Source organism: Streptomyces sp. NPDC025806 (assembly GCF_055558275.1).
In genome coordinates, this window is the sequence record NZ_JBVHMU010000001.1 from 439,692 (window position 1) to 461,649 (window position 21,958).

The window sequence follows — 21,958 nt, forward strand, 5'->3', positions numbered from 1 at the left end:
TGCCTCGTCCAACGTCCGACCGTACTCCGGAGTGCCCGCCGGTTGTCAGTCGCCGGTCGTAGACTTCCAAGCTGTCCCCCGAGGTATCTCCGCGCTGTCTTCAGCCGGTCGCCGTCTGTTCGCCATTGGAGGCCCGAACCGTGTCAAAGCCGCCCTTCACGCACCTGCACGTCCACACCCAGTACTCGCTGCTGGACGGTGCCGCGCGGCTGAAGGACATGTTCAAGGCGTGCAACGAGATGGGCATGACGCACATCGCGATGTCCGACCACGGCAACCTCCACGGGGCGTACGACTTCTTCCACACGGCGCAGAAGGCGGGCGTCACGCCGATCATCGGCATCGAGGCCTACGTGGCCCCGGAGTCCCGGCGCAACAAGCGGAAGATCCAGTGGGGCCAGCCGCACCAGAAGCGCGACGACGTCTCGGGTTCGGGTGGTTACACCCACAAGACGATCTGGGCGGCGAACAAGACGGGGCTGCACAACCTCTTCAAGCTGTCCTCGGACGCGTACGCCGAGGGCTGGCTGCAGAAGTGGCCCCGCATGGACAAGGAGACGATCTCCCAGTGGAGCGAGGGCCTGATCGCCTCCACCGGCTGCCCCTCCGGTGAGCTCCAGACCCGGCTGCGCCTCGGCCAGTACGACGAGGCCCTGAAGGCCGCCTCCGAGTACCAGGACATCTTCGGCAAGGACCGGTACTTCCTGGAGCTGATGGACCACGGCATCGAGATCGAGCGCCGGGTCCGCGACGGCCTGCTCGACATCGGCAAGAAGCTCGGCATCCCGCCCCTGGTGACGAACGACTCGCACTACACGTACGCGCACGAGGCGACCGCCCACGACGCCCTGCTGTGCATCCAGACCGGCAAGAACCTCTCCGACCCCGACCGCTTCCGCTTCGACGGCACCGGCTACTACCTGAAGTCGACCGACGAGATGTACGCCGTCGACTCCTCGGACGCCTGGCAGGAGGGCTGCCGCAACACGCTCCTGGTGGCCGAGCAGATCGACACCACCGGCATGTTCGAGAAGCGCGACCTCATGCCGAAGTTCGAGATCCCGGACGGCTACACCGAGGTCACCTGGTTCCAGGAGGAAGTCCGCCGCGGCATGGCCCGCCGCTACCCGGACGGTGTCCCGGACGACCGCCAGAAGCAGGCCGAGTACGAGATGGACATCATCATCCAGATGGGGTTCCCGGGGTACTTCCTGGTCGTCGCCGACTTCATCATGTGGGCGAAGAACAACGGCATCGCGGTGGGCCCCGGCCGAGGCTCCGCGGCCGGCTCGATCGTCGCGTACGCCATGGGCATCACCGACCTCGACCCGATCACGCACGGACTGATCTTCGAGCGGTTCCTCAACCCCGAGCGCGTCTCCATGCCCGATGTCGACATCGACTTCGACGAGCGCAGGCGCGTCGAGGTGATCAGGTACGTGACCGAGAAGTACGGCGCCGACAAGGTCGCCATGATCGGCACCTACGGCAAGATCAAGGCCAAGAACGCGATCAAGGACTCCGCGCGCGTGCTCGGCTACCCGTACGCGATGGGCGACCGCCTCACCAAGGCGATGCCCGCCGACGTCCTCGGCAAGGGCATCGACCTCGACGGCATCACCAACCCCTCGCACCCGCGCTACAGCGAGGCGGGCGAGATCCGCGGGATGTACGAGAACGAGCCGGACGTCAAGAAGGTCATCGACACCGCCAAGGGCGTCGAGGGCCTGGTCCGGCAGATGGGCGTGCACGCCGCCGGCGTCATCATGTCCAGCGAGCCGATCGTCGACCACGCCCCGATCTGGGTGCGGCACACCGACGGCGTCACCATCACGCAGTGGGACTACCCGCAGTGCGAGTCGCTCGGCCTGCTGAAGATGGACTTCCTCGGCCTGCGCAACCTGACGATCATGGACGACGCCGTCAAGATGGTGAAGTCCAACAAGGGCATCGACCTGGAGATGCTCTCGCTCCCGCTCGACGACCCGAAGACCTTCGAACTGCTCTGCCGCGGTGACACGCTCGGCGTCTTCCAGTTCGACGGCGGCCCCATGCGCTCCCTGCTGCGCCAGATGCAGCCCGACAACTTCGAGGACATTTCCGCCGTCTCGGCCCTGTACCGGCCGGGCCCGATGGGCATGAACTCGCACACGAACTACGCGGAGCGCAAGAACGGCCGGCAGGAGATCACGCCGATCCACCCGGAGCTCGAAGAGCCCCTGAAGGAGACGCTCGGCCTGACCTACGGCCTCATCGTGTACCAGGAGCAGGTGCAGAAGGCCGCCCAGATCATCGCCGGGTACTCGCTCGGCGAGGCCGACATCCTGCGCCGCGTGATGGGCAAGAAGAAGCCCGAGGAACTGGCGAAGAACTTCGTCCTCTTCCAGGAGGGCGCGAAGAAGAACGGCTACTCGGACGCGGCGATCCAGGCCCTGTGGGACGTCCTGGTCCCGTTCGCCGGATACGCGTTCAACAAGGCGCACTCCTCCGCGTACGGCCTGGTCACCTACTGGACCGCCTACCTGAAGGCGAACTACCCGGCCGAGTACATGGCCGCGCTGCTCACCTCCGTGAAGGACGACAAGGACAAGTCCGCCGTCTACCTGAACGAGTGCCGGCGCATGAAGATCAAGGTGCTCCCGCCGGACGTCAACGAGTCGGTGCACAACTTCGCCGCCCAGGGCGACGACGTGATCCTCTTCGGCCTGGAGGCCGTGCGCAACGTCGGCACGAACGTGGTGGAGTCGATCGTCCGGGCCCGCAAGGCGAAGGGGAAGTTCAGCTCGTTCCCCGACTACCTGGACAAGATCGAGGCCGCGGCCTGCAACAAGCGGACCACGGAATCACTGATCAAGGCCGGTGCCTTCGACGCGCTCGGGCACACGCGCAAGGGCCTCACCGCCCAGTACGAGCCGATGATCGACAACGTGGTCGCGGTCAAGCGCAAGGAGGCCGAGGGCCAGTTCGACCTCTTCGGCGGCATGGGGGAGGAGGACAGCAACGAGCCCGGCTTCGGCCTCGACGTCGAGTTCTCCACCGACGAGTGGGACAAGACGTACCTGCTCGCCCAGGAGCGCGAGATGCTCGGCCTCTACGTGTCCGACCACCCGCTGTTCGGCCTGGAACACGTGCTGTCCGACAAGGCGGACGCGGGCATCGGCCAGCTCACCGGCGGCGACTACTCCGACGGCTCCGTCGTCACCGTCGGCGGCATCATCTCGGGCCTCCAGCGCAAGATGACCAAGCAGGGCAACGCCTGGGCGATCGCCACCGTCGAGGACCTCGCCGGCTCCATCGAGTGCATGTTCTTCCCGGCGACGTACCAGCTGGTGTCCACCCAGCTCGTCGAGGACGCCGTCGTCTTCGTCAAGGGCCGCCTCGACAAGCGCGAGGACGTGCCGCGCCTGGTCGCCATGGAGATGCAGGTCCCCGACCTGTCGAACGCGGGCACCAACGCGCCGGTGATCCTCACCATCCCCGCCCTCAAGGTGACCCCGCCGATGGTCAGCCGCCTCGGCGAGATCCTCGCCAACCACCGGGGCGACAGCGAGGTCCGCATCAAGCTCCAGGGCCCCCGCAAGACCACCGTGCTCCGGCTCGACCGCCACCGGGTCAAGCCCGACCCCGCGCTCTACGGCGACCTGAAGGTGCTGCTCGGCCCGTCCTGCCTGGCCGGCTGAGCCGCCGCACCACGCCGCGAGGGGCGCGCCCGGGTCCTCCGGGTGCGCCCCTCGCGTGTGCCGCGTGCGGCTGGATCAGTTGTGGCCGAAGCGACGCTCACGGTGCTTGCGGGCCATGTCCATCGGCGACGCCTGCTGCTGAGCCGACTTCGCCTCGGCCTCCATGGCCTGCGACCGGGACTGCTCCTGCGGCGACGACGCCTGGGACTGCTTCTGCTGACTTCGGTTCTGCTTACGGTTCTTGGCCATGGTGATCTGCCTCCTGCGGGGGATCTAGGGGCCAGGGCCGCGTTCAGACTCACATAAGTCGACAAAGGTCGCATTTCAGGGATTCACGGTCCGTGACAGGGGATGCGTCGGCGGACCGCGCGAGTCCGCCACGCCGAAGATCCAGTTCGGGCCGTTAACCCCGGCACGGTCGGGCAGACTCGAAGGAAACCCCAAGCGAACGCGCGGGCGTGTCGGCGAAAGAGGGTGGATCGCGTGGACCGTTGCATCGTCCTGGTGGATGCCGGATACCTGCTGGGAGCAGCCGCGAGCCTCCTCGCCGGCGAGCCCTCACGCTCCCGCATCCATGTCGACCACGCCGCACTCATCCAGGGACTGCGCGAGCGCGCCGAGACGGAGACCGAACGGCCGCTCCTGCGCATCTACTGGTTCGACGGCGCCCCCGACCGGGTGCCGCAGCCCGAGCACCGCAGGCTCCGCGTCATGCCCCGCGTGACGGTCCGCCTGGGCGCCCTGACCCGCAGCGACGGGCGCTGGGCGCAGAAGGGCGTCGACGCCGCCATGCACGCCGAGCTCACCGAGCTCGCCCGCAACGGAGCCTGTTCCGACGTCGTCCTCGTGACCGGCGACGGGGACCTGCTGCCCGGCATGATGGCCGCCAAGGAGCACGGCGTCGCCGTCCACCTCTGGGCCGTGCAGGCCGCCGACGGCGACTACAACCAGTCCGAGGACCTCGTCGCCGAGGCCGACGAGCGGCGCGTCCTCGACCGCACCTGGATCACCAAGGCGGTCCGCGCCAAGGAACTCGGCGGGGTCTGCGCACCGCCGCCCGCCCCGCGCCCCGAGATCGCCGCGATCCTCTCCGCCCCGCTGCCCGACTCCGCGCTGCCCTCCGCCGGGCGCCCCTCCGACACGGCCCCGGCCGCGCCGCCCTCCGCACCGCACGCGCCGGCCGCGCGGGCCGAGGGCGAGGCGGAGGAGCGGGCCGGGCACCCGAAGGGCGTGCCGACCCCGAAGGACCTGGCCGCGCTGCGCGGGCCCGGCGCCGCGCAGCCCGCTCCGCAGCCCGCGAACGCGACGCTGCGCTGGTCCTCCGACAAGGGCTGGGTCGAGCGGCCCTCCGGCGGTGGAGAGCCCCCGGAGGCCGCCTCGCTCCCGACGCTGGCGCAGCTCACCACGGCCGAGCAGCGCTGGGCGGACCGTGAGGAGGACATCACGACGGTGGGCGGGGACCCGTACGAGGTGGGGCAGGTGTTCGCGCGGCGCTGGATGGGGCGGCTCGGGGATCCGGCGGCGCTCCAGAAGCTCGCCACGCAGTATCCCCGGGTGCCGCATCGGATCGACGGGGAGCTGCTGCGGTACGCCGCGCGGTTCGGGCTCCTCGCGCACAAGGACGATCAGATCGACGAGCACGATCGGTATGCGATCCGGGCCGGGTTCTGGCGGGAGGTCGACGTGCGGACCGGGGCCGCCGGGGCGCAGGTCGGGGCGGGGGGCTCCGCCGGGGAGTGAGGTGCCGGCTTCGCGCCGTTGCGGGTTGGTGGTTCGTTGCCGGGTGCGGGTTTCGTCGTGGCTGGTCGCGCAGTTCCCCGCGCCCCTGGAGGGCACACTTCGTGCGCCCCCAGGGGCTCTGGGAGGCATGGCTTGGGTGCCCCGGGGGCGCGTTTTGTCCGACCCGGGGGTGGAGGTGGGGGCGGGACCCCGTACCCTCGTTGCTCGTGAATACGTGCACCAAGGTGGCTGACCCGCATCCGGACGGGGACGCCGTGGTGTGTGCCGTGCGGGGGCTGCGGAAGACGTATCCCGCCGTGCGCGGGCGGCGCGGAGCGCCGGGTACGCCCGAGGTGCGGGCCACGGACGACGTGCGGCTCGACATCCGGCGCGGCGAGATCTTCGGACTGCTCGGGCCCAACGGGGCCGGCAAGTCCACCCTCGTGCGACAGCTCACCGGGCTGATGCGGCCCGACGCCGGCAGCGTCACCCTCCTCGGGCACGACATCGTGCGCCACCCCGAGCGGGCCGCGCGCATCCTCGCCTACCTCGGCCAGGAGTCGACCGCCCTCGACGAACTCACCGTGTCGCTCGCCGCCGAGACCACCGGCCGGCTGCGCGGGCTCAGCCTCAAGGAGGCGCGGGCCGCGCGCGACGACGTCCTCGACGAACTCGGCCTCACCCCGCTCGCCGGACGCCCGCTGAAGAAGCTGTCCGGCGGCCAGCGGCGGCTCGCCTGCTTCGCCGCCGCGCTGGTCGGCGAGCGGCCCCTGCTGGTGCTCGACGAACCGACCACCGGCATGGATCCCGTCGCCCGGCGCGCCGTGTGGGGCGCCGTGGACCGGCGGCGCGCCGAGCGCGGCACGACCGTCCTGCTCGTCACCCACAACGTCATCGAGGCCGAGACCGTCCTCGACCGGGTCGCCGTGCTCGACCAGGGCCGGGTCATCGCCTGCGACTCCCCGGCCGGGCTCAAGGAGCGCGTCGCCGGTGAGGTGCGGGTCGAGTTCGTGTGGCGGGAGAAGGTCCCCACGCAGCTGCCCGAGGTGGCCCGGCTGCGCGAGCGGGCCGTCGAGTCCGGGCGGCGCTGGTCGCTGCGGCTCGATCCGGACGCCGCGCGCACCGCCGTCGCGGCCGTCACCGGCGGACCGGCCTTCGACTTCCTCGACGACTTCACGCTCGCGACGCCGAGCCTGGAGGACGTGTATCTGGCGCTCGGCGGGAGCCGCAGCGGCGTGAAGGGCCTGGTGAAGGCATGAGTGTCGTCCCCGCAGCGGTGGTACGGGGGGCCGTGGCGGAGCCCGCGCCGACGGCCGGTTCCGGCGTGGCCGCGCTCGCGCCCCGGGCCCGCTTCCTGCCCTCGCTGGCCGCCGTCTACAAGGCCCAGCTCAGCCGCGCCCGGGTGGCCCGGATCCCGCTGCTGTTCGTGGCGACCTTCCAGTCCATCGGGATCATGATCCTCATGCGCGGGGTCGTCGATCAGGGTGGCGGCGAGGCGCGGGCGGTCGTCGCCGGGTCGGCCGTGCTGGTCGTCGCGTTCGTCGCGCTGAACCTGCTCGCCCAGTACTTCGGGCAGCTCCGCGCGGCCGGCGGGCTCGACCACTACGCGACCCTGCCGGTGCCGCCCGCCTCCGTCGTGCTCGGGGCCGCGGGGGCGTACGCCTCGTTCACGGTGCCGGGCACGCTGGTGACGGCGGTCTGTGGCTGCCTCATGTTCGATCTGCCGCTCACCCATCTGTGGGTGCTGGCCGCTGTGGTCCCGCTGGCCGGGGCCGCGCTCGCCGGGCTGGGCGCCGCGCTCGGGCTGCTCGCGCCGCGTCCTGAGCTGGCGACGCTGCTCGGGCAGCTCGGGATGTCCGCCGCGCTGCTGCTCGGGGTGCTGCCGGCCGAGCGGATGCCGGTGTTCGTTCAGTACGCGCGGGATCTGTTGCCGTCGACGTACGGCGTCGAGGCGTTCGCGCGGTCGTTCGCCGCGCGGCCGGACTGGGGGGTCGTGCTGCTCGACCTCGGGGTCTGTGCGGCGGTGGGGGTTGCCTCGTTGGCGGTGGCGACGTGGGCGTATCGCCGGGCCGCCGTGCGGTGAGCTCCGCTGGGGGGCGGGGGGGTCGGGGGCGCGCCGTTGCGGGTTGGCGGTTCGTTGCCGGGTGCGGGTTTCGTCGTGGCTGGTCGCGCAGTTCCCCGCGCCCCTGGAGGGCACACTTCGTGCGCCTCCAGGGGCCCGGTGGTCGCGCCCCCGTGACGGAGTCGCTGGTCGGGTACCGCCCCGTGGCGGAGTCGCTGATCCGGTACAGGCCCGTGCTCGGTGGCTTGGGGGTGGCGTCCGGTGACGCGGGTGTCAGGAAGGCCTGGCACGATGTCAGGGTGACCGCACCGCTGACACCGCCGCCGCATCAGCCCCCGCACAACGACGGGCACCAGGACCCCTGGCAGGCCCCGGACCCGATGACCGGGCATCTTCCGCCCGTGCCGCCGCGCGAGGACGGACCCGGGCTGGGCACGGAGCTGCGCGAGGCGGCCGTGGTGACGGTCGGGGTGGCGTTGTTCGGGCTCGTGCTCGGCGCGCTGTGGCTGTGGCTGGCGCCGCGCGTGCCGCTCGTCTCGGACAGTACCGCGGTGTACCTGAAGGACACCGAGGGGGAGCAGGCCATCGGCGCCGACGGCACGTTCGCGCTGCTCGCGCTCGGACTGGGTGTCGTGACCGCGACCGCCGTGTTCCTGTGGCGCCGGCGCGGCGGCGTCCCGCTCGTCGTCGGCCTGGCCGTGGGCGCGCTGCTCGGCGGCGTGTTGGCCTGGCGGTTCGGCGTCTGGCTCGGTCCGACGCAGGACGTCGCCGCGCACGCCAAGGAGCTCGGCAAGGGCGTGGTCTTCGACGCCCCGCTGGAACTGAACGCGAAGGGCGCGCTGCTGGCCTGGCCCCTGTCGGCGATGATCGTGCACCTGGCCCTGACCGGGCTTTTCGGGCCGCGCGACCCGGACCCGTACGCCGGCTACTACACCTCGTACGCCCCGCAGCCGCAGTCGCAGCCCCCGGGGCACTGAACCCCGGAGGTCAGACGCGGCCCACCGGGGCCAGGACCGCGCCCGTCAGCGCCGCGAGGTCCGCCGGGGCGAGTTCGACCTCCAGGCCCCGGCGGCCCGCCGAGACGCAGATCGTCGCATGGGACCCGGCCGACGCGTCGATCACCGTGGGGAGCTTCTTGCGCTGGCCGAGGGGCGAGATCCCGCCCCGTACGTAGCCGGTCGTGCGCTCGGCGAGCGCCGGGTCGGCCATCGCCGCCCGCTTGCCGCCCACCGCCGCCGCGAGGGCTTTCAGATCGAGCTGGCCCGCCACCGGCACCACGGCCACCGTCAGCTTGCCGTCCACGTCCGCGACCAGCGTCTTGAAGACACGGTCGGGGGAGACGCCCATCGCCTCCGCGGCCTCGTCGCCGTAGGACGGGTGCGCCGGGTCGTGCTCGTACGCGTGGACCGTGAAGGCGGTGCCCGCGGTGGTCAGCGCGACCGTCGCGGGGGTGCCCCCGGACTGCGCCTGCTGCTTCTTGGCCTTCTTCGCCAACGTGCTGCTTCTTCCTGCGTCAGTTCTGGCTGGTGGCCTGGCGGGTCAGTTCCGTCGCCGGGAGGGACGGGAGGTGCCGGATGATCGCCGTTTCGGCGCGCAGCAGCCGCAGCTCGTCACGGAGCCGGGACGCCGCGTCCGGCGACTGGAGCAGCCGCTGCTTGGTCGGCACGTCGAGCACCGCGGCGGCGGCCACCAGGTACGACACCACCGAGGGCTCGTCCGGGAGGTCCGCGCCCGAGGTCATGGAGCGCTCACGGGCCCCGGCGAGCCGCTTCTGGTACGAGCGGAACGCGCGCAGCACCCCTTCGGCGAGGGCGCCCGCCTCGTCGCCGTCCTCCTCGGGCAGCTCCTCCACCTCGGCCGTCAGATACGGGCCCGAGGCGTCCACGGAGTGCAGCTTCACGCGGCGCGTGCCGGTCGCGAGGACCTCGAAGCCGCCGTCCGGCCGCTCGCGGATCGTCGCCGCGTCGGCGATGCAGCCCACGGCGTGGAAGGCCTTGATCGGGTCGTCGCCGAACCCGGCGGCCGGGCCCGCGCCCGCCTCCTTCGTCGTCACGTCGTCCGGCATGCCGGCGGCGCTCGGGGCGACCTCGTGCCCGTCGCGGATCGCGACGACCACGAACTGCCGCGGCTCGTCGGAGACGGCCGGGTCGGTGTCGGGGATCTCGGGGGCTGCCTTCAGCAGGTCGCGCATCATGGCGCGATAACGCTGCTCGAACACGTTCAGCGGGAGGACGAGTCCCGGGAACAGCACCGAGTTGAGCGGGAAGAGCGGAAGCCGGACGGTGGTCACGACGCTCAAGCGTAATGGGCGCCGGCCGCGCCGGGACCGCCGAGCAGCGGCAAGACCGCCGCGACTTCGAGTCGCACCGTCGCCCGCAGCTCCACGAAGTGCTCCAGCGGGTCCTCCACGAGCCGGTCCCAGGGGAACGACGTGGCGTACGGGCCGATGAGCCGCAGCTGCTCCAGGGCGTCCGGCCAGCGCTCCAGCTCGACGAGGACGCAGGTCAGCAGATTGCGCACCTCGGCGGGCCACGGATCGGCCGCCTCGTACGTGCGCGACAGCTCGACGGCCAGGTCGGCAGCCGCGTCGAGCCGGGCCCGCGGAATGTCCTGCGGGGCCTGCGGCGAGGTCAGACAGGCGAGCGCGGCCCGCACGGGCAGCGCCTTGAGGAGCGAGCCGGGCAGCGCGTCCTTCGCGGCGCGCTCGGCGAAGGAGAAGCACTCGGCGTGCGAGCCGTACCAGGCGGCCGACAGGTACTGGAGCGCGGAGACATGACAGCCGTAGTGGTGCGGGGAGCGGCGCACCGCCTGCGCCCACAGCTCCTCGAACGCGCCGCGCGGGGCACCCGCCCCGCGCGCCTGGTCGAGGGCGATCCGCCACGGGACCGGATCGCCGGGCTCCGCCTCGGCGGCGGCCGCGATCAGCGGGGCCACGTCCCGCAGCAGCTCGGCCCGGGCGGGGGAGGCGAAGGCGCGGGCCACGGCCAGCTCGGACTTGACCAGGAGCAGGTCCGGGTCGTGCGGGGACGCGCACTGCCAGGCGTCGAACCACTCGGTGCGGGCGGCGGCGAACGTCGCGAACCGCAGCACGTACCGGTCCCGGTTCTCCCACTCGGCCGCCTCCCGGGTGTGGGCGAGCAGCTTGGCGGCCGGGTCGTACTCGCCGCGCCCCGCCGCGACCAGGGCCGGGGCGAGCCGCTCGTCCGGGGCGTCGAGGAGCAGCTCGTCGTCCGGCGGCAGGCCCGCGCCGAGCGGGCCCAGATGACGGATCATGCGCGCCGTGCGGACGAAGGCACGAAGGACGGACATGCCCTGCGCCCTCCCTGTGTGTGACCCGGCGGATGACCGGTGATTCATTGGTTGCGCAGGGAGGACGGCCTGGGCGACCCGAAGGTTGCCTCGCCCGGCGCCGATTCCCCGCTGCGGGGGAAGACCCGCACTCACCTACGACGCGTTCGGCCGTGAGGAACTCAGCTGCGCCGCAACAGTCTCGTCGCCCCCGCCGCGACCGTCGTCGCCAGGATCCAGCCGAGCAGCACGAGCACCGCGGCCACCCACTGCCAGCCGCCCCGCAACTGCCAGTATCCCGTCTGGCCGAGATCGATCACCGGCAGGAGCAGGTCGAGGGCGAACAGCGGCGCGCTCCAGTTCGGCGCCTCGCCCTCCTTGATCGGCGGGTGCGCGGCATGGCTGAAAGCGACCGCGCTGATCGCCCAGAGCACCGCCATCCACACCGCGGCGCGCCCGGGCCGGTACCCGTACGCCACCGTCCAGTCCTGGATGTAGCCCCACACCTTCGCCGCGGCGGGCAGCGTCTCGCGGCGGCGGCGCTGCTTGGCGAGCAGCACCTCGCGGGCGTCCGCGTCCTCGCCGCTGTTGCGCAGCACGGTGGCGAGCCGCTCATACGGCTCCGGGTTGTACTCCGCGGTCGCGGCGGCCAGCCAGTCCAGGCGGCGGGAGAGCGGGAAGGTACCGGACGGGATCAGGTTCTCGTAGACGAAACCGCCCACGCGCAGCTGGCCGGGGCCGGGCCAGCTCGTCGCCTTGTCGATCAGGTTGACGACCTTGGCGCCGGACAGCACGACCGTCCCGCGCTGCGGCCGTTCCCCGCGAAAGCGCAGCTCCGGGGTCTGCACGCGGCGCAGCGAGACCTCCTGGTCGCTCTCCAGCGTGAAGCGCGCCGAGTCCAGGTCGATCGCGTCGCCGAACCGCCCGTCGTCGAGCCGCACCCCGCCCACGCACTCGAAGCGCTGCACGCGCGTGCCGCGGGCGGGGGTCGAGCCGCTGGTCTGGATCGGATTGCCGACCCCGGCCGGGGTCAGGTAGAGGGTGCGCTCGACCGTCAGCTGCGGGGCGTTCAGGGCGCGCCGCCCGTGGGTGTTGCTCAGCCGGCTGCCGCGCAGCGAGAGCGACACCCCGACGACCGCGCCGCGCAGGCTCAGCTCGCCGTGCGTCTCCAGCATCTCCGCCTGGAGGTCCTGGCCGACCGTCATCCCGTCCGCGTTGATCGACTTGCCGTGCCGGTCGCGGAACACCACCGCCTGGTTCAGCAGCAGGTCCGTGCCGATGTGCGCGTCCGAGAGCCGCACCCCGTTGTGGAACCGGCAGCGCGGCAGGTGCAGATCGCCCTCGGTGTGCACCCTGGCGCCCTCAAGGCGTGGCACCGAGCAGTCCACGAGCCGCACGGTCGTGAACCGCGCCTCCGGGACCCGCACCTCCTTCTCGAAGCGGCACTGCTTCAGCTCCACGTACGGGACGATCGTGCCGCCCGACAGATCGAGCACGTCGGTGATCTGCACCCCCTGGAGCTTCAGCGAGGACACCCGGCCGTCGAGCGCCGGCGGCCCGGACAGCAGCAGCCAGGCCACGATCCGCGCCCGCACGCTGCGCTCCGGTCCCCAGGCGTGCCCGCCGTGCGGATCGTCCACGGCCAGGTCCCCGGTCCGCAGGTCGTACACGCTCCCGTTGCGGAACGCCTGCCACATGCCGACCTCGGTGGCGGTCAGTCCGTCCGGCACGTCCCCGTTGCCGGTCGTCACGTCGTCGACCACGACTGTTCTGCCTCCCCGTACATCCCACTGCTTCCCCGTAGTCCCACGCGCCTGATGCCCGCTGCGTGAGCGTCTGAACGCTAGTGGTGAACGGCAACCTCCGGAAACCCGACAACGGCCGGATCCGGACGTGTATCAGGGACCGGCACCGGGCGTATCAGCCACTGGAACGCGACGACGGTCACGATGGGCCGTCTGAGAGACTTGTTACGTGATCTCTCGAATCGATCTGCGTGGCGCCGCCCTCCCCGAGGGCCAGGCCCTGCGCTCGCTGCTGCCCCGTGCCGACTTCGACGTCACGGCCGCCCTGGAGAAGGTGCGTCCGATCTGCGAGGACGTGCATCATCGTGGCGACGCGGCGTTGATCGAGTACGCGGAGAAATTCGACGGCGTGCGGATGGAGTCCGTGCGCGTCCCGGCCGAGGCCCTGGAGAAGGCCCTCGCCGACCTCGACCCCGCCGTGCGCGCGGCCCTGGAGGAGTCCATCCGCCGCGCCCGGATCGTCCACCGCGAACAGCGCCGATCCAGCCACACCACCCAGGTCGTCCCCGGTGGCTCCGTCACCGAGAAGTGGGTGCCGGTCGAGCGCGTCGGCCTGTACGCGCCGGGCGGCCGCTCCGTCTACCCGTCCTCCGTGATCATGAACGCGGTGCCGGCGCAGGAGGCGGGCGTCGAGTCGATCGCGCTCGCGTCCCCGCCGCAGGCCGAGTTCGGCGGCCTGCCGCACCCGACGATCCTCGCCGCGTGCGCCCTGCTCGGCGTCGACGAGGTCTACGCGGTCGGCGGCGCCCAAGCCGTCGCCATGTACGCGTACGGCACCGAGTCCTGCGCCCCGGCCAACATGGTGACCGGCCCGGGCAACATCTGGGTGGCCGCCGCCAAGCGCTACTTCACCGGTCTCATCGGCATCGACACCGAGGCCGGCCCGACCGAGATCGCGGTCCTCGCGGACGCCACGGCCGACGCCGTGCACGTCGCCTCCGACCTGATCAGCCAGGCCGAGCACGACCCGCTGGCCGCCGCCGTCCTCGTCACCGACGACGAGGCGCTGGCCGCAGCCGTCGAGCGCGAGCTGGAGCCCCAGGTCGCCGCGACCAAGCACATCGAGGACCGCATCAAGCCCGCGCTCGCCGGCCGCCAGTCCGCGATCGTCCTCGTCGACTCCCTCGACGACGGCCTCAAGGTGGTCGACGCGTACGGCGCCGAGCACCTGGAGATCCAGACGGAGAACGCGTCGGAGATCGCCGGGCGCGTGCGCAACGCGGGCGCGATCTTCGTCGGCCCCTGGGCCCCGGTCTCGCTCGGCGACTACGCGGCGGGCTCCAACCACGTCCTGCCGACCGGCGGCTGCGCCTGCCACTCCTCCGGCCTGTCCGTCCAGTCCTTCCTGCGCGGCATCCACATCGTCGACTACACGAAGGACGCCCTCGCCGAGGTCGCCCACCACGTGGTGACGCTCGCCGAGGCCGAGGACCTGCCCGCGCACGGCGCCGCCATCAAGGCGCGCTTCGGATGGAAGGTGCCGAAGAACCAGTGACCAGGATCGACGACCTCCCCGTACGGGACGAGCTGCGCGGCAAGTCCCCGTACGGCGCACCGCAGCTGGACGTGGCCGTCCGGCTGAACACGAACGAGAACCCCTACCCGCTGCCCGAGCCCCTCGTGCAGCGGATCGCCGAGCGCGTCGCCGACGCGGCCCGCAGCCTCAACCGCTACCCGGACCGGGACGCGGTCGAGCTGCGCACCGAGCTCGCCCGCTACCTCACCCGCACCACCGGGTACGAGGTGACCCACGAGCAGGTCTGGGCGGCCAACGGGTCGAACGAGGTGCTCCAGCAGCTCCTCCAGGCCTTCGGCGGCCCCGGCCGCACCGCCCTCGGCTTCGAGCCCTCGTACTCGATGCACCCGCTGCTCGCCCGCGGCACCAACACGGGCTGGGTCAGCGCCCCGCGCAAGGACGACTTCTCGCTGGACGTGGACGCGGCCGTCGAGGCGATCCGCACCCACAAGCCGCACGTCGTCTTCATCACCAGCCCCAACAACCCGACGGGCAACGCGGTCGCCCGCGAGGACGTCCTCGCCCTGTACGAGGCCGCCGGACCGGGCGCGATCGTCGTCGTCGACGAGGCGTACACCGAGTTCAGCCACGGCGCCTCGCTGCTCGAACTGATCGAGGGCCGGCCCAACCTCGTCATCTCCCGCACCATGTCGAAGGCCTTCGGCGCGGCCGGGCTGCGCCTCGGCTACCTCGCCGCCGACCCCGCCGTGGTCGACGCGGTGCAGCTGGTGCGCCTGCCCTACCACCTGTCGGCCGTCAACCAGGCGACGGCGCTCGCCGCCCTGGAGTACACCGACACGCTCCTGAGCTACGTGGAGCAGCTGAAGGCCGAGCGCGACCGCGTGGTCGCGGAGCTGGAGACGCTCGGCTTCGACGTGACCGTCGCCGACGCGAACTTCATCCAGTTCGGCGTCTTCGAGGACCCGCACGCCGTCTGGCAGTTCGTCCTCGACCGCGGCGTCCTGATCCGGGACAACGGCGTGCCCGGCAGGCTGCGCGTCACCGTCGGCACCCCCGAAGAGAACGACGCGTTCCTGGACGCGGCCCGTGAAGTGATCAAGGAGTTCGGCGCATGAGCCGCGTAGGACGAGTAGAACGCACCACCAAGGAGACCTCCGTCCTCGTCGAGATCGACCTCGACGGGACCGGAAAGGTCGACGTGTCGACCGGGGTCGGCTTCTACGACCACATGCTCGACCAGCTCGGCCGCCACGGCCTGTTCGACCTCACGGTCAAGACCGACGGCGACCTGCACATCGACTCGCACCACACCATCGAGGACACCGCCCTCGCCCTCGGCGCCGCCTTCAAGCAGGCGCTGGGCGACAAGGTCGGCATCTACCGCTTCGGCAACTGCACGGTCCCGCTGGACGAGTCCCTCGCCCAGGTCACCGTCGACCTCTCCGGCCGCCCCTACCTCGTGCACACCGAGCCCGAGAACATGGCGCCGATGATCGGCGAGTACGACACGACGATGACCCGGCACATCCTGGAGTCCTTCGTCGCGCAGGCCCAGATCGCCCTGCACGTCCACGTCCCGTACGGGCGCAACGCGCACCACATCGTGGAGTGCCAGTTCAAGGCGCTGGCCCGGGCGCTGCGCTACGCGTCCGAGCACGACCCGCGGGCCGCCGGCATCCTTCCCTCGACGAAGGGCGCCCTCTAGTCATGAACGGCCTCGCGACCGTCCTCATCGTCCTCGGCCTGTTCCTGCTCGGCGGCGTCTACTCGTTCGTCAAGCAGGGCATCGGCAAGAGCGTCATCACGCTCCTCGCGGTCAGCGCGGGCTTCTGCCTGCTCGCGGGCGTGCTGCGGCTCGACTACTGGAATTGATCCGGCTGACATGAGCGCCACACCTCAGAAGAAAATCGTCGTCTTCGACTACGGGTTCGGCAACGTCCGCTCCGCCGAGCGGGCCCTGGCCCGCGCGGGCGCCGACGTCGAGATCACCCGCGACTTCGACAAGGCCATGAACGCCGACGGGCTCCTCGTGCCCGGCGTCGGCGCGTTCGCCTCCTGCATGCAGGGCCTCAAGGAGGCGCGCGGCGACTGGATCGTCGGCCGCCGGCTGTCCGGCGGGCGCCCCGTGATGGGCATCTGCGTCGGCATGCAGATCCTGTTCGCGCGCGGCATCGAGCACGGCATCGAGAGCGAGGGCCTCGACGAGTGGCCCGGCGTCGTCGAGCCCCTCAAGGCCGAGGTCGTCCCGCACATGGGCTGGAACACGGTGGACGCCGCGCAGGGCTCCCAGCTGTTCGCCGGCCTCGACACCGACGAGCGCTACTACTTCGTGCACTCCTACGCGGTCCAGAAGTGGGACCTGGAAGTGCACAACCCGAACCTGCGCGCACCGAAGGTCACCTGGGCCACCTACGGCGAGCCGTTCGTGGCCGCCGTGGAGAACGGCGCACTGTGGGCCACGCAGTTCCACCCCGAGAAGTCCGGCGACGCCGGAGCGCAGCTGCTCAAGAACTGGATCTCCGTACTGTGACCGCATCCCAGCACAAGCTCGAACTCCTTCCCGCCGTCGACGTCCGCGACGGTCAGGCCGTCCGCCTCGTCCACGGCGAGTCCGGCTCCGAGACCTCCTACGGCTCCCCGCTGGAGGCCGCCCTCGCCTGGCAGCGCGCCGGCGCCGAGTGGCTGCACCTGGTCGACCTCGACGCCGCGTTCGGCACCGGTGACAACCGCGCGCTGATCTCCGAGGTCGCCCGCGCCATGGACATCAAGGTGGAGCTGTCCGGCGGCATCCGCGACGACGACTCGCTCGCCGCCGCCCTCGCCACGGGCGCCACCCGCGTCAACATCGGCACCGCCGCCCTGGAGGACCCCGAGTGGGTCGCCAAGATCATCGCCGAGCACGGCGACCAGATCGCGGTCGGCCTCGACGTGCGCGGCACGACCCTGCGCGGCCGCGGCTGGACCCGCGACGGCGGCGACCTGTACGAGACGCTGGCCCGCCTCGACAAGGAGGGCTGCTCCCGCTACGTCGTCACCGACATCGCCAAGGACGGCACGCTCCAGGGCCCGAACCTGGAGCTCCTGAAGAACGTGTGCGCGGCCACCGACCGCCCGGTCGTGGCCTCCGGCGGCGTCTCGTCCCTGGACGACCTGCGGGCCATCGCCGAGCTCGTCCCGCTCGGCGTCGAGGGCTCCATCGTCGGCAAGGCGCTGTACGCCAAGGCCTTCACCCTCGAAGAAGCCCTGGCGGCGGTCTCGTCATGACCGGTGCCGTGCGCCGCGTGCAGTCGGGGGCGCCGTGGGAGGAGGCCTTCGGGTACGCGCGCGCCGTCGAGCTGCCCACCGGTCTCGTCCTGGTCTCCGGCTGCACCTCGGTCGTCGACGGCGTGATCGCCGCCGGCGGCCCGTACGAGCAGGCGATGAACGCCTTCACCGTCGCGTTCGACGCCCTCGGGCAGCTCGGCCTCGGCCGCGAGGACGTCGTGCGCACCCGCATGTACGTCACCCACGCGCGGGACACGGACGAGGTGGGCCGGGCCCACAAGGAGCTGTTCGACACCGTCCGCCCCGCCGCGTCCATGATCATCGTCTCCGGATTCGTCGACCCCAGCCTGGTCGTCGAGGTCGAGGTGGAGGCGTTCCGGTCCGATTCAGGAGCACCCTCAGCATGAGCCTCGCCGTACGCGTCATCCCCTGCCTCGACGTGGACAACGGCCGCGTCGTCAAGGGCGTCAACTTCCAGAACCTGCGCGACGCGGGCGACCCCGTCGAGATGGCCAAGGTCTACGACGCCGAGGGTGCGGACGAGCTGACGTTCCTCGACATCACCGCGTCCTCCGGCGACCGCGCGACCACGTACGACGTGGTGCGGCGCACCGCCGAGCAGGTCTTCATCCCGCTCACCGTGGGCGGCGGCGTGCGCACCGCCGACGACGTCGACAAGCTGCTGCGGGCCGGCGCCGACAAGGTCGGCGTCAACACGGCGGCCATCGCCCGCCCGGACCTGATCCGGGAGATCGCCGAGCGCTTCGGCCGCCAGGTCCTCGTCCTGTCCGTGGACGCCCGCCGCACCGAGTCCGGCTCCTTCGAGGTGACGACCCACGGCGGGCGCCGCTCCGCCGGGATCGACGCCGTCGAGTGGGCGCACCGGGCCGCCGAGCTGGGCGCGGGGGAGATCCTGCTCAACTCGATGGACGCCGACGGCACGAAGGACGGCTACGACATCGAGATGATCGAGGCCGTCCGCAAGCACGTGTCCGTGCCGGTGATCGCCTCCGGCGGCGCCGGACGCGCCGAGCACTTCGCGCCGGCCGTCGCGGCGGGCGCGGACGCGGTGCTCGCGGCGTCCGTCTTCCACTTCGGTGATCTGCGGATCGGTGACGTGAAGTCGGCGCTGCGCGAGGCGGGCCACCCGGTCCGGTAAGCGTTCCCGCGCACGGAAGCGCCCCCGAGCGCCCCTGAAGGCACTGCCTTCGGGGGCGCTTCGCGTTGGCCCGGCACCGGGCGACCATCACCCCGCGGAATTGCGAAAGAAAAGTTGTGCAACTTATCTTGTGCAAGTCTTCTTTCGTATCTAGGGTCGTGGGTATGACGGAATACCGCCGCATCACCGATCTCGCCACGCTGAAGGCCTTCGGGCACCCGCTGCGCATGCGCCTCTACGGGGCGCTCTACATGCGCGGCACCGCCACCGCCTCGCACCTCGCCGAGGACCTCGACGACGGCACGGCGGTCTCCCTCATCAGCTACCACCTGCGCAAGCTCGCCGAGCACGGCCTCATCGAGCCCGCCGAGCCCGAGGGCGCCGACGGCCGCGAGCGCTGGTGGAAGCCCGCGCAGGAAGCCCTGCGCATCGACAGCTCCGACTTCCGCGACACCCCCGAGGGCTCCGCGGCCCACACCGCGCTGTCCCGCGTCATGTACGAGCAGCGCCGCGACCACTACCTGCGCTTCCTCGACCAGCGCGCCGGCTGGAGCCCCGACTGGCAGGACGCCCACGACAGCTCCGACTTCCTGGCCCGGCTCACCCCTGAGGAGCTGAAGGAGATGACCGCCGAGCTGCACGCCGTCGTCGACCGGTACACGCAGGCCGGCAAGGCCGCCGACCCCGAGGGCCGCGAGACCGTCGCCGTGCACCTGTACGCCTTCCCGCTGAGGAACGCGTGATGGCCGCCCTCCTCGACGCGCGGGCCGCCCGCCGCCGCTTCGTCGCGGTCAACTTCCTCTTCTGGTTCCCGACCGGGCTCTACATCCCCGTACAGGTGCTGCTGCTCGCCGACCGGGGCGTCTCCGTGGCCACGATCGCCGCCCTGTTCGCCGTGCACTCCCTGACCGCCGCCGGGCTCGAACTGCCCACAGGCGGGCTCTCCGACGTCATAGGCCGGCGCGCTGTCCTCGCCGCCTCCGGGGTCCTCTCCGTCGTTGCGCTCGCCATGACCGCCCTGGCCGGCGCCACCTGGGTGTTCGCCCTCGCCATGGTCCTCAAGGGCGCCGGACGCGCCCTCAACAGCGGACCCGCCGAGGCCTGGTACGTCGACACCGTGCACGCGGACCTCGGCCCCGACGCCGACCTGCGCGACGGCCTGGCCCGCGGCTCCGCCGCCTCCTCCGTCGCCCTCGCCCTCGGCACGATCCTCGGCGGCCTCGTGCCCTGGCTGCTCGGCCTCGGCCCCGACCTCGGCGCCGCCCTGCAGCGCGCCACCGGCGGCGTCGTCCCGCCGCTGTCCGTGCCGCTCCTCGCGGGCGCCGCCTGCAGCGTCCTCTACGTCGTCCACGTGCTGATCGCGCTGCCCGAGCCCGCCCGCCCGTCCGTCGGGCTGCGCGCCGTCCTCGCCGACGTGCCGCGCACCGCCCGCGCCGGTGTCCGGCTCGCCACCCGCGACGTCATGGTCCGGCGCATCATGCTCACCATGGCCGCCGCCGGAAGCGCGCTCGGCGTCGTCGAACTGCTCACCCCGTCCCGCGCCGCCGACGCGACCGGTGCCGCCTCCTCGGGCGCCGTCCTCTACGCCGGTCTGGCCTGCGCCGGATTCACCGCCACCGCGCTCGGCAACCGGCTCTCCCCGTGGGTGGCCCGCGTCGCCCGGAGCGGAGAGCGGGCCATCCTCGCCGCCGAGCTGATCACGCTGCTCGGCCTGGCCGTGCTCTGCGCGACCGCCGCGACCCGCACCGTGGCCCCGGCCGTCGCCGGATACGTCCTCGTCTACATCGGCCTGGGCCTCGCCTCGCCCTGCCTGAACGACTTCCTGCACCGGCGTACCGACAGCTCCGGCCGCGCCACCGCGCTCTCGGTGCAGTCGCTCGCCCTCCAGCTGGCCGGCGCCCTCAGCGGCCTCGTCGCGGGCGCGCTGCCCGGTGGCGCCGCGGCCTGGCTGCCCGGAGTGGCGGGCGTGGCGGCGGGCGCCCTGCTCTGGTCCCGCGCCCGGACGACCCCGAAGGCCCCACCGGCCGAGGCCACCCCGGCCCAGCCCGGGCCGGCCGACGAGCGCCCCGCCGAAGCGGAGGCACCGGGCGCGCCCGCGCACGGGGCAGTGGAAGCGCCCCGTTAGCACTGCCGCCGGAGCCGTCCGGCTCCGTACGACCGCCAGCGCCGCCCGGCGTGGGTGTGAGAGCCGGAGCCTCGCTCGGGCTCGGCGCCCGTCCGGCGCCGAAGGTCACGTCGGCCGGTGAGGGTTCCGCCGATGCGGAGGCGCCGGGCGTGCCCCGGACGTGGCGTCATGGAAGCGCCTCGTTGGTACCGCCGCCGGAGGTGTCGGGCTCTGTACGGCCGCCCGCGCCGCCCGGGGCCGCTGGCCGTTCCAGATCGGCGCCCGGTCGGCGCTCGCCCCGCCGAACCCCCTAGATCCCCAGCGCCTTCGTCTCGCTCAGTCGGGTGATCGCCGCCTCGTCGCCCTCGACCTGCACCTTCGCCGCCGCCTGGCGGCCCATGGTGAACATCAGGAGCTCGGGCGGCTCCCCGGTCACCGTCACCACCGGGGTGCCGCGGTGTGCGACCGCCGTCCGGCCGTCCGGGCGGCGCAGCACCAGGCCCACCGGCAGCTTGCGGCCCATCACCCGCGCCATCTTCTCCAGGCGGGACCAGAGCACGTCCGAGAACACCGGATCCAGCGCCCGCGGGCTCCAGTCCTTCTGCGCCCGGCGCACGTCCTCCGCGTGGACGTAGAACTCCACCGCGTTCGCCGCCTCGTCGATCTGCTTCACGGAGAACGGCGAGAACCGCGGCGGCCCGGTGCGGACGAGCTGGATCAGCTCCTCGTACGGTTTGTCCGCGAACTCGGCCTGCACCCGCTCCAGACGCGCGGCCAGCGGCTTCACGAAGGCGCCGCCCGCCGCGTCCGGACGGCGCTCGCGCACCACCACATGGGCGGCGAGATCCCGGGCGGTCCAGCCCTCGCACAGGGTCGGGGCCTCAGGGCCCGCGGCCTCCAACAGATCGGCCAGCAGGAGCCGTTCACGCTTGGCATGGGTCGACATGTCCGCCAGCCTACGACCGCCCCCACCGTCCGGACAGTGGACCGCCCCCGGCCGGTGCGGCCCGGCGCGGCACAATGGTCACCATGACCAGCGCCTCCCGCCCCAGCGACCTCGACCCGGCCGTCGCCGCCCGCCTCAAGCGCAGCACCGACGGCCTCGTCCCCGCCATCGCCCAGCAGTACGACACCGGCGAGGTGCTCATGCTCGGCTGGATGGACGACGAGGCGCTGCACCGCACGCTCACCACGGGCCGCGCCACCTACTGGTCGCGCAGCCGCCAGGAGTACTGGGTCAAGGGCGACACCTCCGGCCACGTCCAGCACGTGAAGGCCGTCGCGCTCGACTGCGACGCCGACACCGTGCTCGTCAAGGTCGACCAGGTCGGCGCCGCCTGCCACACCGGCACGCGCACCTGCTTCGACTCCGACGTCCTCCCCCTCAACCAGTAAGGTCG

Annotated in this window: 22 protein-coding genes; 16 read left to right on the forward strand and 6 right to left on the reverse strand. The window is 72.2% G+C overall.

The annotated features are described in order from the left end of the window. The first annotated feature begins 140 nt into the window (after positions 1 to 140). Positions 141 to 3,680 carry a DNA polymerase III subunit alpha gene (dnaE, locus tag ACZ4E1_RS01995; RefSeq protein WP_467534897.1) on the forward strand — a complete coding sequence of 1,180 codons (3,540 nt, stop codon included), beginning with the start codon at positions 141 to 143 and terminating at the stop codon, positions 3,678 to 3,680. A 75-nt stretch (positions 3,681 to 3,755) separates the two neighbouring features. Here dnaE and ACZ4E1_RS02000 read toward each other — a convergent pair whose 3' ends face one another. Beyond that, positions 3,756 to 3,929 (reverse strand): hypothetical protein, encoded by a 174-nt coding sequence (locus ACZ4E1_RS02000; protein ID WP_399126778.1) that lies wholly within the window; start codon positions 3,927 to 3,929, stop codon positions 3,756 to 3,758. A gap of 234 nt (positions 3,930 to 4,163) precedes the next feature. On the opposite strand from ACZ4E1_RS02000, the gene ACZ4E1_RS02005 reads away from it, so the two are divergent. The 4 genes from ACZ4E1_RS02005 to ACZ4E1_RS02020 all read left to right on the forward strand — a co-directional run bounded on the left by ACZ4E1_RS02005 (position 4,164) and on the right by ACZ4E1_RS02020 (position 8,438). Next, positions 4,164 to 5,420 carry an NYN domain-containing protein gene (locus tag ACZ4E1_RS02005; protein WP_467534899.1) on the forward strand — a complete coding sequence of 419 codons (1,257 nt, stop codon included), beginning with the start codon at positions 4,164 to 4,166 and terminating at the stop codon, positions 5,418 to 5,420. Positions 5,421 to 5,677: 257 nt separating this feature from the next. Next, the gene (locus ACZ4E1_RS02010; protein ID WP_467535411.1) at positions 5,678 to 6,658 is read left to right on the forward strand and encodes an ABC transporter ATP-binding protein; all 981 of its coding nucleotides are present in this window, start codon (positions 5,678 to 5,680) and stop codon (positions 6,656 to 6,658) included. Further along, the gene (locus ACZ4E1_RS02015; RefSeq protein WP_467534900.1) at positions 6,655 to 7,482 is read left to right on the forward strand and encodes an ABC transporter permease; all 828 of its coding nucleotides are present in this window, start codon (positions 6,655 to 6,657) and stop codon (positions 7,480 to 7,482) included. The genes ACZ4E1_RS02010 and ACZ4E1_RS02015 overlap by 4 nt, the downstream gene beginning before the upstream one ends. Before the next feature lie 278 nt (positions 7,483 to 7,760). Then, on the forward strand, positions 7,761 to 8,438 hold the full coding sequence (locus ACZ4E1_RS02020; RefSeq protein WP_467534902.1) for a DUF2567 domain-containing protein: 678 nt from the start codon (positions 7,761 to 7,763) through the stop codon (positions 8,436 to 8,438). A 10-nt stretch (positions 8,439 to 8,448) separates the two neighbouring features. On the opposite strand, the gene ybaK is transcribed toward ACZ4E1_RS02020, so the two are convergent. From ybaK to ACZ4E1_RS02040, 4 genes are all read right to left on the reverse strand, one after another. Continuing rightward, the gene (ybaK, locus tag ACZ4E1_RS02025; RefSeq protein ID WP_467534903.1) at positions 8,449 to 8,955 is read right to left on the reverse strand and encodes a Cys-tRNA(Pro) deacylase; all 507 of its coding nucleotides are present in this window, start codon (positions 8,953 to 8,955) and stop codon (positions 8,449 to 8,451) included. Between the two features lie 19 nt (positions 8,956 to 8,974). Then, entirely contained in the window at positions 8,975 to 9,751 is a 777-nt protein-coding gene (locus tag ACZ4E1_RS02030) for an LON peptidase substrate-binding domain-containing protein (protein WP_467534904.1), read from the reverse strand. A 5-nt stretch (positions 9,752 to 9,756) separates the two neighbouring features. Then, a complete protein-coding gene (locus ACZ4E1_RS02035; protein ID WP_467534906.1) occupies positions 9,757 to 10,770 on the reverse strand; it encodes a hypothetical protein in 1,014 nt (337 codons plus the stop codon). Between the two features lie 161 nt (positions 10,771 to 10,931). Then, positions 10,932 to 12,512: an oxidoreductase gene (locus tag ACZ4E1_RS02040; RefSeq protein WP_467534907.1), complete on the reverse strand. Its 1,581-nt coding sequence runs from the start codon at positions 12,510 to 12,512 to the stop codon at positions 10,932 to 10,934. 211 nt (positions 12,513 to 12,723) lie between these two features. Here ACZ4E1_RS02040 and hisD point away from each other — a divergent pair, with 211 nt between their 5' ends. From hisD to ACZ4E1_RS02090, 10 genes are all read left to right on the forward strand, one after another. After that, complete coding sequence (hisD, locus tag ACZ4E1_RS02045; RefSeq protein WP_467534908.1) at positions 12,724 to 14,049, forward strand: histidinol dehydrogenase; 1,326 nt, start codon at positions 12,724 to 12,726, stop codon at positions 14,047 to 14,049. Beyond that, complete coding sequence (locus ACZ4E1_RS02050) at positions 14,046 to 15,146, forward strand: histidinol-phosphate transaminase (protein ID WP_467534909.1); 1,101 nt, start codon at positions 14,046 to 14,048, stop codon at positions 15,144 to 15,146. Before hisD ends, ACZ4E1_RS02050 begins: the two co-directional genes overlap by 4 nt. Next, on the forward strand, positions 15,143 to 15,736 hold the full coding sequence (gene hisB / locus ACZ4E1_RS02055) for an imidazoleglycerol-phosphate dehydratase HisB (RefSeq protein ID WP_067158063.1): 594 nt from the start codon (positions 15,143 to 15,145) through the stop codon (positions 15,734 to 15,736). The genes ACZ4E1_RS02050 and hisB overlap by 4 nt, the downstream gene beginning before the upstream one ends. A gap of 2 nt (positions 15,737 to 15,738) precedes the next feature. Further along, positions 15,739 to 15,903, forward strand: coding sequence for a hypothetical protein (locus ACZ4E1_RS02060; protein WP_188339444.1), 165 nt, complete (start codon positions 15,739 to 15,741; stop codon positions 15,901 to 15,903). Between the two features lie 10 nt (positions 15,904 to 15,913). Next, on the forward strand, positions 15,914 to 16,561 hold the full coding sequence (hisH, locus tag ACZ4E1_RS02065; RefSeq protein WP_467534912.1) for an imidazole glycerol phosphate synthase subunit HisH: 648 nt from the start codon (positions 15,914 to 15,916) through the stop codon (positions 16,559 to 16,561). Further along, positions 16,558 to 17,295: a bifunctional 1-(5-phosphoribosyl)-5-((5-phosphoribosylamino)methylideneamino)imidazole-4-carboxamide isomerase/phosphoribosylanthranilate isomerase PriA gene (gene priA, locus ACZ4E1_RS02070; RefSeq protein ID WP_399126765.1), complete on the forward strand. Its 738-nt coding sequence runs from the start codon at positions 16,558 to 16,560 to the stop codon at positions 17,293 to 17,295. The genes hisH and priA overlap by 4 nt, the downstream gene beginning before the upstream one ends. Then, positions 17,292 to 17,702 carry a RidA family protein gene (locus ACZ4E1_RS02075; RefSeq protein WP_467534914.1) on the forward strand — a complete coding sequence of 137 codons (411 nt, stop codon included), beginning with the start codon at positions 17,292 to 17,294 and terminating at the stop codon, positions 17,700 to 17,702. Before priA ends, ACZ4E1_RS02075 begins: the two co-directional genes overlap by 4 nt. After that, positions 17,699 to 18,454, forward strand: coding sequence for an imidazole glycerol phosphate synthase subunit HisF (gene hisF, locus ACZ4E1_RS02080; protein ID WP_467534915.1), 756 nt, complete (start codon positions 17,699 to 17,701; stop codon positions 18,452 to 18,454). The genes ACZ4E1_RS02075 and hisF overlap by 4 nt, the downstream gene beginning before the upstream one ends. 164 nt (positions 18,455 to 18,618) lie before the next feature. Further along, positions 18,619 to 19,197 carry an ArsR/SmtB family transcription factor gene (locus ACZ4E1_RS02085; RefSeq protein WP_467534916.1) on the forward strand — a complete coding sequence of 193 codons (579 nt, stop codon included), beginning with the start codon at positions 18,619 to 18,621 and terminating at the stop codon, positions 19,195 to 19,197. Next, positions 19,197 to 20,579 carry an MFS transporter gene (locus ACZ4E1_RS02090; protein ID WP_467534918.1) on the forward strand — a complete coding sequence of 461 codons (1,383 nt, stop codon included), beginning with the start codon at positions 19,197 to 19,199 and terminating at the stop codon, positions 20,577 to 20,579. The genes ACZ4E1_RS02085 and ACZ4E1_RS02090 overlap by 1 nt, the downstream gene beginning before the upstream one ends. Positions 20,580 to 20,868: 289 nt before the next feature. Here ACZ4E1_RS02090 and ACZ4E1_RS02095 read toward each other — a convergent pair whose 3' ends face one another. Next, positions 20,869 to 21,504 (reverse strand): TIGR03085 family metal-binding protein, encoded by a 636-nt coding sequence (locus ACZ4E1_RS02095; protein WP_467534920.1) that lies wholly within the window; start codon positions 21,502 to 21,504, stop codon positions 20,869 to 20,871. 83 nt (positions 21,505 to 21,587) lie between these two features. Between ACZ4E1_RS02095 and hisI the strand changes: the two genes are divergently transcribed. Next, positions 21,588 to 21,953 carry a phosphoribosyl-AMP cyclohydrolase gene (gene hisI, locus ACZ4E1_RS02100; RefSeq protein WP_467534922.1) on the forward strand — a complete coding sequence of 122 codons (366 nt, stop codon included), beginning with the start codon at positions 21,588 to 21,590 and terminating at the stop codon, positions 21,951 to 21,953. The last annotated feature ends 5 nt before the right edge of the window (positions 21,954 to 21,958 follow it).

Coding starts and splice junctions, on each gene's coding strand:
- ACZ4E1_RS02000 (WP_399126778.1), bottom strand. CDS start 3,929: ATGGCCAAGAACCGTAAGCAGAACCGAAGTCAGCAGAAGCAGTCCCAG.
- ACZ4E1_RS02015 (WP_467534900.1), top strand. CDS start 6,655: ATGAGTGTCGTCCCCGCAGCGGTGGTACGGGGGGCCGTGGCGGAGCCC.
- ACZ4E1_RS02035 (WP_467534906.1), bottom strand. CDS start 10,770: ATGTCCGTCCTTCGTGCCTTCGTCCGCACGGCGCGCATGATCCGTCAT.
- hisB (WP_067158063.1), top strand. CDS start 15,143: ATGAGCCGCGTAGGACGAGTAGAACGCACCACCAAGGAGACCTCCGTC.
- ACZ4E1_RS02060 (WP_188339444.1), top strand. CDS start 15,739: ATGAACGGCCTCGCGACCGTCCTCATCGTCCTCGGCCTGTTCCTGCTC.
- hisH (WP_467534912.1), top strand. CDS start 15,914: ATGAGCGCCACACCTCAGAAGAAAATCGTCGTCTTCGACTACGGGTTC.
- ACZ4E1_RS02075 (WP_467534914.1), top strand. CDS start 17,292: ATGACCGGTGCCGTGCGCCGCGTGCAGTCGGGGGCGCCGTGGGAGGAG.
- hisF (WP_467534915.1), top strand. CDS start 17,699: ATGAGCCTCGCCGTACGCGTCATCCCCTGCCTCGACGTGGACAACGGC.
- ACZ4E1_RS02085 (WP_467534916.1), top strand. CDS start 18,619: ATGACGGAATACCGCCGCATCACCGATCTCGCCACGCTGAAGGCCTTC.
- ACZ4E1_RS02090 (WP_467534918.1), top strand. CDS start 19,197: ATGGCCGCCCTCCTCGACGCGCGGGCCGCCCGCCGCCGCTTCGTCGCG.
- ACZ4E1_RS02095 (WP_467534920.1), bottom strand. CDS start 21,504: ATGTCGACCCATGCCAAGCGTGAACGGCTCCTGCTGGCCGATCTGTTG.
- hisI (WP_467534922.1), top strand. CDS start 21,588: ATGACCAGCGCCTCCCGCCCCAGCGACCTCGACCCGGCCGTCGCCGCC.